The 12,229-nt window shown below is 66.0% G+C and carries 11 protein-coding genes; all 11 read right to left on the bottom strand.

What is annotated here, in order from left to right; genetic code table 11:
* Positions 1-3 precede the first annotated feature (3 nt).
* On the bottom strand, positions 4-1,524 hold the full coding sequence (gene lysS, locus QFZ46_RS11560; protein ID WP_307361540.1) for a lysine--tRNA ligase: 1,521 nt from the start codon (positions 1,522-1,524) through the stop codon (positions 4-6).
* Positions 1,525-1,617: 93 nt separating this feature from the next.
* Positions 1,618-2,433 carry a serine hydrolase gene (locus QFZ46_RS11555; RefSeq protein ID WP_307361537.1) on the bottom strand — a complete coding sequence of 272 codons (816 nt, stop codon included), beginning with the start codon at positions 2,431-2,433 and terminating at the stop codon, positions 1,618-1,620.
* Positions 2,430-3,482: a C45 family autoproteolytic acyltransferase/hydolase gene (locus QFZ46_RS11550; protein WP_307361534.1), complete on the bottom strand. Its 1,053-nt coding sequence runs from the start codon at positions 3,480-3,482 to the stop codon at positions 2,430-2,432. Before QFZ46_RS11550 ends, QFZ46_RS11555 begins: the two co-directional genes overlap by 4 nt.
* The gene (locus QFZ46_RS11545; protein ID WP_307361532.1) at positions 3,479-4,315 is read right to left on the bottom strand and encodes a serine hydrolase; all 837 of its coding nucleotides are present in this window, start codon (positions 4,313-4,315) and stop codon (positions 3,479-3,481) included. The genes QFZ46_RS11550 and QFZ46_RS11545 overlap by 4 nt, the downstream gene beginning before the upstream one ends.
* A complete protein-coding gene (locus QFZ46_RS11540) occupies positions 4,312-4,827 on the bottom strand; it encodes a hypothetical protein (protein WP_307361530.1) in 516 nt (171 codons plus the stop codon). The genes QFZ46_RS11545 and QFZ46_RS11540 overlap by 4 nt, the downstream gene beginning before the upstream one ends.
* Positions 4,793-5,287 (bottom strand): LD-carboxypeptidase, encoded by a 495-nt coding sequence (locus QFZ46_RS11535; protein WP_307361527.1) that lies wholly within the window; start codon positions 5,285-5,287, stop codon positions 4,793-4,795. The genes QFZ46_RS11540 and QFZ46_RS11535 overlap by 35 nt, the downstream gene beginning before the upstream one ends.
* Positions 5,284-6,936, bottom strand: a complete 1,653-nt coding sequence (locus tag QFZ46_RS11530; protein WP_307361525.1) for an ATP-binding cassette domain-containing protein — start codon at positions 6,934-6,936, stop codon at positions 5,284-5,286. The genes QFZ46_RS11535 and QFZ46_RS11530 overlap by 4 nt, the downstream gene beginning before the upstream one ends.
* Before the next feature lie 3 nt (positions 6,937-6,939).
* The gene (locus QFZ46_RS11525) at positions 6,940-7,851 is read right to left on the bottom strand and encodes an ABC transporter permease (RefSeq protein WP_307361523.1); all 912 of its coding nucleotides are present in this window, start codon (positions 7,849-7,851) and stop codon (positions 6,940-6,942) included.
* Complete coding sequence (locus QFZ46_RS11520; RefSeq protein WP_307361521.1) at positions 7,848-8,891, bottom strand: ABC transporter permease; 1,044 nt, start codon at positions 8,889-8,891, stop codon at positions 7,848-7,850. Before QFZ46_RS11520 ends, QFZ46_RS11525 begins: the two co-directional genes overlap by 4 nt.
* A 58-nt stretch (positions 8,892-8,949) precedes the next feature.
* Positions 8,950-10,800, bottom strand: coding sequence for an ABC transporter substrate-binding protein (locus tag QFZ46_RS11515; RefSeq protein WP_307361518.1), 1,851 nt, complete (start codon positions 10,798-10,800; stop codon positions 8,950-8,952).
* A 298-nt stretch (positions 10,801-11,098) separates the two neighbouring features.
* Positions 11,099-12,211, bottom strand: coding sequence for a M20/M25/M40 family metallo-hydrolase (locus QFZ46_RS11510; RefSeq protein ID WP_307361516.1), 1,113 nt, complete (start codon positions 12,209-12,211; stop codon positions 11,099-11,101).
* Between the last annotated feature and the right edge of the window lie 18 nt (positions 12,212-12,229).

The following is a 12,229-nucleotide window of genomic DNA, read 5'->3' as shown; positions in this document are numbered from 1 at the left end:
GCGTTACTTGACCAGCGGGAAGAGGATCGTCTCGCGGATGCCGAGCCCGGTGATCGCCATGAGCAGGCGGTCGATGCCCATCCCCATGCCACCCGAAGGCGGCATGCCGTGCTCCAGCGCACGCAGGAACTCCTCGTCCACACGCATGGCCTCGACATCACCGCTCGCGGCGAGTTTCGCCTGTTCGACGAAGCGCTCGCGCTGGATGACTGGGTCGACGAGCTCGGAGTACCCCGTGGCCAACTCGAACCCGCGGATGTACAGATCCCACTTCTCCACGACGCCCGAGATCGAACGGTGCTCGCGCACCAGGGGCGAGGTGTCGACGGGGAAGTCCATCACGAACGTGGGGCGCACGAGGTCGCCCTTCACGAAGTGCTCCCACAGTTCCTCGATGAGCTTGCCGTGGATGGCATGCGATGGGACGTCCACGCCGTTCGCCTCGGCGAAGGCGATGAGGTCCTCCACCGCGTCATCGGGAGTGAAGGTACGGCCAGCGGCCTCGGACAACGATTCATACATCGAGATCCGGTCCCACTCGCCACCGAGGTCGTACTCGGTGCCATCCGCCCAGGTGACGGTGGTGGAGCCCGCGACAGCGATCGCCGCCTGCTGCACGAGCTCTTGGGTGAGCTCGGCCATCTGGTTGTAGTCGCCGTAGGCCTGGTACGCCTCCAGCATCGCGAACTCGGGGCTGTGCGTGGAATCGGCGCCCTCGTTGCGGAAGTTGCGGTTGATCTCGAACACGCGCTCGATGCCGCCGACGACGGCGCGCTTGAGGTAGAGCTCCGGCGCTATGCGCAGGTACAGCTCCGTGTCGAACGCGTTGGAGTGCGTGATGAACGGACGAGCGGATGCTCCGCCATGCTGCACCTGCAGCATCGGGGTCTCCACCTCGAGATACTCGTGTGTGCCGAATGTCGCGCGAAGGCTCGCGTTCACGGCGGCACGGGCGCGCACCGTGGTGCGTGCCTGCTCACGGACGATGAGGTCGAGATAGCGGCTGCGCACCCGGCCTTCCTCACTGAGCTCGGAGTAGGCGTTCGGCAGCGGCAGGATCGCCTTCGACGCGATGGCCCATTCGTCGGCCATGATCGACAGCTCACCTCGGCGGCTGGAGATGACCTGCCCGTGCACGAAGACATGGTCGCCCAGATCGACGAATTCCTTCCAACGCGCCAGCGACTCCTCGCCGACCTCCGCGAGCGAGATCATCGCCTGGATGCGAGAGCCGTCGCCTGCCTGAAGGGTTGCGAAGCAGAGCTTGCCGGTGTTGCGGCTGAAGACCACGCGTCCGGCCACGCCCACCACAACGCCGGTCTCCGCGCCGGCCTCGAGCTCGCCGTACTCGGCGCGCAGCGCCGGAATGGTGTGTGTCACAGGAACGGCGACCGGGAATGCGCCGCCCGCGGCATCCGTGCGCTGCGCGATGAGCCGCTCGCGCTTGGCGAGACGGACGGCCTTCTGCTCGTGAATGTCCTCGGCGGACGGGTCGTCTGGCTGATCTGCGGACGCGGCGGTCATGAAGGCTCCTTGAAAGTCGCTGCCCAGTTTACCGGCGGTCGCTCCGCCGGTTTCACCCGACGACGGACCATCACCGAACGGGACTCGACCGTTTCACGGCTCCAACTCGGCGCGGAGCGCGACTCCCGCCTGCCGCATCACATCGAGCGCACGGTCGCGCGCAGGTGCACCGCGTTCCCAATTGATGAGCACGGCGTACGCCAACCTCCTCGCCGGCGACATCACCAATCCGACGTCGGCGCGCACCGTGCTGATCGTGCCGGTCTTGTTCCACAGCCACACATCGCGGTCGAAATAATAGTGCGCGAGTGGATCGAGACCGAAAGCGGAGGCGACCATCGACAGGTCCATCCCGGCACCGAGCCAGCGCTGCATCGTGTCGCTCGAGGCGGCACTGAGATCGTCCCCATCGGCAGTGCGCCGCACGAACCGCACCAGCTCCTCCGCGTTGGCGTGCGAGAGTGTCCGCGGAGCTCCGGGCGGCAGCGGCCATCGCACGATGTCGTCGAGGCCCGACTGGGCGTAGCCGAGCGCACGGGTGTGCGCGTGCACCTCGTCCAGTCCGATGACTCGGCACAACGTGTTGGTCGCCGCGTTGTCGCTCGTCGCGCCGATGAGCGCCGCCACGTCGTAGAGCGTCAACGATTCCTGCTGCAGCAGGTACCAGATCCCGGAGTTGTCGATCTGTTCGACGGGGCGACGGGTCACCCTGTCCTCGAGACTGCGCTCACCCCTGTCTGTCTCGGTGAGCAGACGATGCAGCAGAAAGATCTTGCCGACGCTCGCCGTGTCGAGCACCCGTTCGGGATGGTGCCGGAAGACCTCCAGCCCCGAGTCGATGTCCACCGCGAGCGCCGAGAGGGACAGCCCGGGGAAGTCTCGCTCCAGTTCCGCGAAGCCGATGTTCACAGTTGCACTCGCTCTCCACGCGCGAACGCGCTCCATCTACCGCGCCACGGCGCGCCGCTCCCTTGCAGGACGACCTCATCGATCGCCGTGTCGACCACAGTGGTCACGAACGTCCACAGATCGTCCGAGCGACCGAGCACGCCGGGCGTGCGCAGCGCGGTGAGCACATCCTGCGCGCTCGTCGGTGTTCCGCACCCGCGAAGCACGCTCAGTCGGTGCATGCTCTCGCCGAGCCATTCGTCGCCGTCGCACACGGCGAGGCCATCACTCGTGCCGTCGAGCAGACGCAGGTGGTTCGTGTGCTGGTAGCGGCCCGTCGTCGCGGCGACATGGCCCGCGGCATTCTCGATGAGGTCGGCTCGCCCTGCGGCGTCGGCGACATCGAATGCGAAACCGCCGGCGCAGGGAACCCGGGACAGCGCGCCGCGAGCCGCCTCCCCAGTGGGCTGGCGCTGCGCATGCCGAGCGACGAAGTGCCGACCGGCACCGGCTGTCTGCGCGGTGACCACCGGGACATGGTCCATGCCGAAGGCGAGGCCGACCGACGTCGTCACGAATGCGTTGGATGGCAGCATTCCCGGGTACCAGGCCGATGTCATTGCGGGGTCGCCCTCGATGACGAGCGTGACCAGCCGAATCTGCTCGCGCAGTTCGCCGTCGCCGTCCTCGTTGTGGCCCATCACGACGCCGGCATCCGTGGTGAACGCGATGTCGCTGCACCCTGTGCCATCACGCCCCAGGTCTCCGCGAAGGTTGCGCGCCCACATGTCTCGTTCCGCGATGCCCGCGCCCTCCGCGATCCAGGCGAGCTCCTGGGATTCGACGGGCAGCAGCTCTCGTGTCGACGCGATGACGGCGTCCAGCCGCTCGGCCGCGACGCCGTCGGCCCGGCGCACCTGCGCTTCCCACGATCCACCGGGCAGCGAGCGGAACGCGTGGATCGCGTCGGCATGCTCCCGACCGAGAGCGCGCATGACCTCGGCGCGCTCCCCTCGGAAGACGCTCCACGCGAGCCCGGAGACGGGTTCGAGATGGGTGACCTGCGTCACCGGTCACCCGCGTCACGAGCCCGGCCGGTGACGTGGGCGCGGATGCCTTCACCGATGGCGCGCATCGCATCGATGACCGGGGCGCGCAGGTCCTCTCGCCGATCCTTCCAGTTCGCGGCGACCGCGTACGCGACGGTGGCGGCCGGTCCCTGCAGCCAACCGATGTCGATCCTGGCGAAGCTCGTGCTGCCCGTCTTGTGCCGCAGCAGCATGCCCTGGTACTCCGCGTCCGGGTGGGCGAGCGGATCGAGCAGGAACGCATCAGCGAGCATCGAGGTGTCGGTGTTCGCGGCCAGCCATACCAGGACCTGCTCGCTGACGGCCGCTGAGATGATCTCGCCCGCCCCGAGCCGGCGCATCAGGTCAGAAAGCTCTCGTGCGGTGCCGAACGACGGCGTCCAGGGCATCTCGGATGTGCGTTCGTTGCGGATGTAATCGTGCAGCGACGTGTCGTGGTATCCGAGTTCGACGGCCACCGCGCGCACCTCATCGAGGCCGCATAGCGAGATGAGCGCGTTGGTGGCGAGGTTGTCGCTAACGGCGCCCACGAGGAGTGCGGCGTCGTGCACGGTGAGCCGCTGATCGAGCATCCGGTACAACAGGCCCGAATCGGCGACGACATGCTCTGCCGGGATATCCACGCGCTGATCGGCACGAAGACGACCGTCGTCCACCCGCCTGGCGATCTCGATCAGGAGGAACACTTTGCCGATGCTCGCCGTCTCGCACACGGCATCCGGTTCGTGCTCGGTGAGAGCTTCGCCCGTGACGGCATCGACGATCCGGATCGACCAGCGCGCCCGCTGGTCGAGGGCGGGAACGGGGATGCTCATGCTGGGTCCTCATCGACCACGAGGGAGACACCGTGGTCGCTTCCGCCGAACGATGCACGCATCGTGCCGGTCACGTTCAACGGCACACTCAGGGCGTTCGGGTCGTGACCGAAGCCCTGCTCCCACAGCACGGGGACGCCGAGGTCGGCGAGGTATTCGTGCATCAGCGCTCGCACGCCGACGAGATCGGCGCACCCGTGCCACGAACCGAGAACGATGCCGGATGCTGCGCTGAGCCTGCCAGAGCGCCGCAGCTGCAGCAGGAAGCCGTCCAAACGGTAGATGTCCTCGTTGATGTCCTCGAGGAACAGGATCCCGCCCGGCGACTCCGCTGCCTCCGGTGCGCCCAGACCGCCCGCAAGCAGGCTCAGGTTGCCACCGGTGAACAGTCCGGCGGCAGTGCCCTCGGCAAGCGCCTCCGTCGCCGGTCCGACGATGCGGCGCCCTCCCCAAGGCTCGAACAGCCAGCGCTGCGTGTCATCGCGGACCTGCTCTGAATCGCGGAAACACATCGTTTCCCGCCATCGGGCAGAACAGGGTAGGCACGTCGAGGTGCACGCGGAACGCCTCATGCAACGCCGTGATGTCCGATGATCCGGTGAGCAGCTTCGGGCGACCGTCGCGCCGTGAAGCCGTCTCACGCATCGCCGCCCAGTCGATCCCGTCCAGAAGGCGCATCGCGCCGTAGCCTCCGCGTATGCACACCACCGCGTCGGCATCTGGATCGGACCATGCCTCGACGAGATCCTGTCGGCGTAGGTCATCCGGACCCGCCAGGTACGTCGCACGCGGGTGCGGTTGCAGCACATGATCACCGACGACGACGTTGAGGCCCCACGCCTCGTAGTACGCCACCGCACGAGCGAGACTGTCCGGTCTGCCCGGGCCGGACGGCGAGACGAAGCGCACGGTGTCGCCCGGCTGCAACGGGGCCGTACCGAGGTACGCATCCCGCGCCACGCGCCCACTCACGCCTTGACTCGTTCTATTCTCGGTGCGGCCGCCAGGAGCGTCCGCGTGTAGGGATGCTGCGGATCGAGCAGCACCTGCTCGGTGGGTCCGCGCTCGATGATCTCGCCGTCGACCATCACCGCGACGGTGTCTGCAATGTTCCAGGCGAGCCCGAGGTCATGTGTGATGACCAGCGCGCTGAGGCCGAGCCGCTCTCGCAGTGACAGCAGCAGTGCCAGGATCTCTCCGCGCACCGAGGCATCCAGAGAAGCGACCGGCTCGTCCGCGATCAGGACCTGCGGGCCGACGGCGAGCGCGCCGGCGATGACAGCACGCTGACGCTGACCGCCGGAGAGCTCCTGCGGGATAGCGGCGAAGTACTTCTCAGGCGGGGTGAGCTCGGCGTCGGTGAGGCTCTGCGCCACCCGCTCGCGCTCGTCGCCGCGGTAGCGCTGCACCCTTAGGCCCTCCGCTACCGACTCGTACACGCTGAGCTTCGGATTGAGCGCGGCGGAAGGGTCCTGCAGCACCATCTGCACCTCACCGCGGAAGGCGCGCAGCGCTTTGCCCGAGTGCGGAAGGTCTGCGCCGCGGAACTGCAGCACAGATCCCTCATCCGGAGCCTGGAGGCCGATCAGGGTGCGCGCCAACGTGCTCTTACCCGATCCGGACTGACCGACCAATGCGACGATCTCACCACGGTGGATGTCGAGGTCGACCGACTTGACCGCTCGCATGAGGTTGCCGCCGGAGCGGTAGGTGACGCTGACACCACGCGCATGCAGGAGCACTTCATCGGACTTTCCCTTGGCAGGAGCGTCTGATTCCTGCGCACGCTCCCGTCGGGTCACAGGATTGAGTCGCGACGCCGGATCACCGATGGTGGGGAACGCTTCGGCGAGCTGCCGAGTGTACGGATGCGCGGGCTGAGTGCAGATCTGCTGCGCGTCCCCGAGTTCCACGAGCTCACCATCACGCATGATCGCGATGCGCTCGCACGCCGCGGCGAGCACGGAGAGGTCGTGACTGATCATGAGCAATGAGATGCCGTGCTCGGTCACGAGCTGACTGATCATGTCGAGGATCTGCTTCTGCACGATCACATCCAGAGCGGTGGTCGGCTCATCGGCGATGATGATGTCCGGCTCGCAGGCGAGCGCCATGGCGATCATGACCCGCTGCTTCTGCCCCCCGGAGAGCTCATGCGGAAACGACTCCGCCTTGGGCAGCGGCAGGTCCACCGCCGTGAGCAGTTCGCGGACACGAGCCGATCGTGCCTTCTCCGTCTTCCATCGGTCGCTGACATGCAGCTGCAGCGCCTCGAGGATCTGGGCACCGACCTTCTGCACAGGGTTCAGCGAGTGCATGGCGCCCTGGAAGACGATGGAGGCCTCGGCCCAGCGCAGCGCCCGCAACCGACCGAAGTTCAGCGTCTGCACGTCGGTGTCGCCGACGAGGATGCGACCGGTAACCTTCGCGGTGCGCGGCAGCAAGCGCAGCACGCTCATCGCCAATGTCGATTTCCCCGAACCGGATTCTCCGGCGATGCCTAGAGTCCCGCCCGATGGGAGGCTGAGCGACACATTCGTGACCGCAGGCACTTCACCGCGACCGTTGCGACCGGACGTGCGGTAGGTGATCGAGACGTCCTCGAATGTCAGATCCGGCATGGGTCAACGATTCCTCAGGGTCGGGTTGACGATGTTCTCCACGGCACGGCCGACGAGAGTGAAAGCGAGTACGACGAGCACGATCGCAAGTCCGGGGACGAGCACGTACCACCAATAGCCGCTCGTGGCGGCGGAGACGTCCATGGAATTCCGAAGGATCGCGCCCCACGACTGCACGGTCGTGTCACCGAGGCCCAGGAAGGAGAGCGTGGATTCCGCGATGATCGCGGAGCCGACCGTCAGCGTCGTGTTCGCCAGCACCAGCGGCATCACGGCCGGCAGCAGATGTTTGACGATGATGTGCCAGTGTCCGGCGCCGAGCACGCGGGCACGCTCGACGTAGTCCCTGCTCTCCACCGACAGCGTCTGGGAGCGGACGACGCGGGCGGTCCCGGCCCACGAGGTCAACCCGATGGCGATCACGATCGTCCACACGCCTCGCGAGAGCACCGAAGTCAGCACGATGGCGAGGATCAAGGATGGCAGCACGAGGAAGAAGTCGATGCCGCGCATGAGCAGCGCGCCCCACCACCCGCTGAAGTGCCCCGCGGCGATCCCCACGATCGTGCCGATGACCATCGACATGGCTGTCGCCGCGAATCCGACCAGCAGCGACACCTGGGCGCCCCACAGCATCCGAACCCAGAGCTCGCGTCCCTGGTGATCGGTGCCGAGCGGATGCTCCCATGACGGCGGTGCGAAGCGAGGCGCATCGACGAGCTTGGTGACATCCAGCATCGATGCAGGTGCGAGCACGGGTGCGAGGGCCGCGAGCAGGACGATGACGATGAGGAAGATGACACCGATCATCCCCGCGCGGTTGCGCGCGAACTCACGGCAGAACGCTGCGAAGGCGCCGCGGCGCCGTTCCCACGCCATCGCGCGTGGTGAGCGTAGTTGTGCCTGAGCGCTCATGCCTGCCTCACTCTCGGGTCGAGGAATCGGTAGACCACATCGGCGATCAGGTTCATCGCGATGATGATCGCCGAGAAGACCACGAACGTTCCCTGCAGCAGCGGCAGATCGGGGCCCGTGATCGCCTCGTATGTGAGCTTGCCGAGCCCAGGCCAGCTGAAGACCGTCTCGACGGTGACCGCACCGGCGATCAATCCCCCGATGTGCATGAACACCAGGGTGACCGCCGGCAACAAGGCGTTGGGCACGGCATGACGCCGTCGGACGAGGTCTTCTCGTAGTCCCTTCGCCCGGGCAGTGGTGAGGTAGTCGGCGCTCTTCTCCTCCATGACCGACGCTCGCATCACCATGACGTACTGGGCGTAGACCACGGCGACCATCGTGATGACGGGCAGCACCATATGCGCCACCACGTCGCCGACCAGGCCGATCGGGTCTGTCGGCGGGTCGGGGGAAAGCATCCCACCGGTCGGGAACCAGTGCAGGGTTCCGCCGAAGACCATCAGAAGGATCAGGCCGAGCCAGAATGTCGGCACCGACCACAGCACCAGCGACGTACCGGATGTGATCTTGTCGAACAGCGAGCCGTGATTCCAGCCCGCCCTCTGACCGAGCCAGAGTCCCAGGGCGATGGCGAGGATCGCTGAGGTCCCGGTGAGCAGGATCGTGTTCCAGAAGTAGTCGCCGATCAGCGATGCCACCGACGTCTTGTATACATAGCTCTCGCCGAAGCTCAGGGTCGCGACGTTGACGAGATAGTCGCCGAGCTGCTGCCACAGCGGTTTGTCGAGCCCCATCTGCTGCCGCAGCTGCGCGACCTGATCGGCATTGAGTTGACGCTCCCGCGTGATCGAGGCGACGGGGTCACCGGGAAGGATGCGGAAGGCGAAGAAGCCGAGCAGGATCACCATCACCATGCTCACGGCGGCGCCGCCGAGTTTGCCGAGCAGATAACGCACACCCGACACCCGACGTGGCGGCTCGTCCAGCCCCTCCTCTTCCAGGATCACAGCCCCGGTGGACGGCATCATCGCGCTCATCCGTACCTCCTTGCACGTAGAAGGGGCCGCCGCGGCATGCGCCGCGGCGGCCCGAAAATCACTCTATGTCCGCGCTACGTCGGCGTCGGAGCAACAGGAACACCACGATGCCAATGATCAAGACGCCGGCGACGACACCGACGACGATCATGCCGACGGGAGCGCCGTCACCGCCGTCCGCTGAGGCAGCGTCGACGGGCTCCATCGTGAGGAAGCCCCAGTATCCCGCCTGGCTCGCGATGATGCCGCCGTCCTTCGGCTGCAGCGTGAAACCGGTGAACCGATCAGAGCGATAGGCCTCCAGGGAATTCGCGTACCACGTGCCGATCTGAGCGGTGTCGGTGTAGTTCAGAGCGAGCATCTCGTGCACGATCTCCTGTCGCTTGCTCTCATCGAGCTCCGCCCGCTGCTCCTCGTAAAGCGCATCGAACTCCGGGCTGCAATAGCCGTCCTGCGAGGTACCACCCGAGCCATCGGTGCCGGTCGGGAGGGTCGTGCACAGGTTGATGCCCAGCTGGTAATCCGGGTCGGGGTTGACGCTCCATCCGCTGAAGTAGATGTCGTAGTCACCCGAGACCGCCTTCGCGCTGATCGTGTCGGAGTCCGTTGACTCGACGTTGATCTTGACGCCGATCTCTTCCATCCACGGCACGAAGTACTCGGCGATGGACACCTCCTGAATATCTTCAGCATCCACGAGCAGGCGCAACTCGAGCTTGACCCCGCCCTTCTCCCGCACGCCGTCGGCGCCGACGACCCAGCCGGCATCGTCGAGCTTCTGCTTGGCCGCCTCTGGGTCGTACTCGACGATCACGTCGTCGTCGGCGGGCAGCGTCCACTTGCTGAATGACGTGGGAATGAAGCTGGTCGCCTGCACGCCCTGCCCGTCGAGCACCTTGTCGAGCAGCGTCTTCGTGTCTGTCCCGAGCCGGAGAGCCTGACGCACCTCCACGTCCTTGAGCGCTTCATTGCCGCTGCCGTATGGCACGCCGTCGCGCGTGATCAGACCCACGTTGAGGCTGAAGGAGTGGTATCGACGTCCCTCCCCCGAATGGACCGTGACCCCGTCGGTGCCCTCGAGCGCGTCGTACTGCGTCGGAGTGAGACCGCTGACGAAGTCGACCTCACCCGAGCGAAGCGCCTGCACCTGTGCGTCGGAGTTGGTGTAGTAGACGTACTGGATGCGTTTCACCGCCGGCTCACCCATCCAGAAGTTCGGATTCGCCTTCAGCGTGATCTGCTGGTTCGCCTCGTACGACTCGAGCAGGTACGGACCGGATCCGACCACGTCGGCATCGTTCACGAACTCGGACGGGCTGTCGATCGCTTCCCAGATGTGCTTGGGCACCACGGGAATCTCGAGGCCGGGGTTGGTCGCCTGCGGGCCCTTGAGCGTGATGACCACGGTCTTCTCATCGGGAGCCTCGACGCTCTCGAAGTTGGTCACCAGGTTCCCGTTCGCCACCGCGAGCTCGGGGACTTCCATCATCTGCGTGTACGTGTACACGACGTCTTCAGCGGTGATCGGTTCGTCGTCAGACCACTTCAGATCGTCCTGCAGCGTGTAGGTCCACGTCGTCCCGTCCTCTGTCTCCCATGAGTCCGCCAGGCCCTTGGTCGGCGAACCATCCTCCGCATCGTTCTGCACGAGGTACTCGTACACGTACCGGAGGATGTTCGTCGGGGTCAGATAGATCGACACGAACGGGTTGAACGAGTCGACGAAGCCCGACGTCGCGATGCGGAACGTCGCGCTCTCCGGTGAGCTCGTGGACTCGGTGGGTGCCTGCAGCGCCGCGACCGATGAGTCGGCCGCCTGCGCTGCGCCGGCAGGCGCGACGATCAGCAACGCTGCGATCGACAGGAAAGCAGCGCGGCGAAGCGGACGTTTCCGATGAGATACGGGCATGTGCGGGGTTCCTTTCATCAAGGGATAGCGTGAACCCTGGGATGGAGCAATAGAACCGCAAGACTGCGCTGAGGTCAACACATTCGTGTCGGATGTTCGCGAACTCCACACGATTGCAACATGTCAGAAACACGCAAATTCAGCGTTTCGGCATGAAGACGAAATTCACGCCACCACAGAAAAGGCCGTAAATTCGGGCGTATCATGCACGCGTGGCGGTAGATGTATACACATTCCGCGTCGGTCGGCCCATGCGGCATTGCTTAACATCTTCCGGGATACGAATCGTATCCCGGGTCTACTTTCCTGAGAGGAAAGCCTCCAGCAACGCGACACGTTCCAGAAGCGAGGAGGTCAGGATGTGCTCGTCGACCGCATGCGCACCGCCGCCCCTCGGGCCGAACCCGTCGACGGTCGGCACCCCCAGAGATCCCAGCAGATTCGTGTCTCCCGCCCCGGCAGCGGGGCGCCCTTCGATGTGCTGGCCGATTCCGGTCGCCGCAGCCGAGAGGGCATAGAGCAGCTCCTCGTCGGCGTCGGATGCCCGCCACGCCGGGCGATGGCTAAGCAGATCGACCTGCAGTCGCGCTCCGTTCCGAATGGGCTGGAGCGATCGAATGGCGGAAAGCACCTGAGCTTCGGTAGCGGGGTCGACGAATCGCAGGCCGATCTCGGCCTCCGCATCCGCGGGCACGACGTTCGCTCTGCCGCCGCCTCGAATCGTGCCCACATTGCACAGCACCTCGGAAACCAGGTTCGGATCAGCGACGACGGTGCGCAGCATCCGCAGTTGATCGACGAGCTCGTCGATCGCCGAGACGCCACCTTCGGGGTCCAGCGCAGCGTGCGATGCGCGGCCGGTGACGGCGAGACGCACTCGAGTGCTGCCACGTCGGCCGACTTTCAGCGCGCCATCCGGATGCGGCGACTCGAATCCGATCGCCGCACGCACGCCGGCGGCGCACTCGCGCAGCAACCCGGAAGTCGTGGGAGAGCCGATCTCCTCGTCGCAGACGACGACCACTCGAAACGCCCGGTGCGATCGTCCGCGCAAGCGCTCGGCTGCGGCGAGCATCACCAGCAGGCCACTTTTCATGTCGTACACGCCAGGACCCCGAACGACCTCGCCGTCGTCGACCCAAGGGACGTCGCTGCGCAGAGTGCCGACGGGCCAGACCGTGTCCGAATGCCCCACCAAGAGGATCGGATCGCCGTCTCCGGCGATGTCCGCGACGAGGTTCATCCCGGCAGATGTGGGGACCGTTCGCACCTGCGCACCGGCTGCGCGCCACCAGTGCGCCAGCAGGTCGACGACCTTATCGCTGGCAGCGACGTCGAGCGACGGCGACTCGATGAGTGTCAACTGCGCGAGCCGTTCGACGAGGGCCTTCGCCTGCTCCGTATCGTTCATATCTCCTCCGCGCGTCAT

Origin of the sequence: Microbacterium murale (genome assembly GCF_030815955.1) — a bacterium.
Classification (GTDB): Bacteria; Actinomycetota; Actinomycetes; order Actinomycetales; family Microbacteriaceae; genus Microbacterium; species Microbacterium murale_A.
This window is presented reverse-complemented; position numbering and strand designations above follow the sequence as displayed.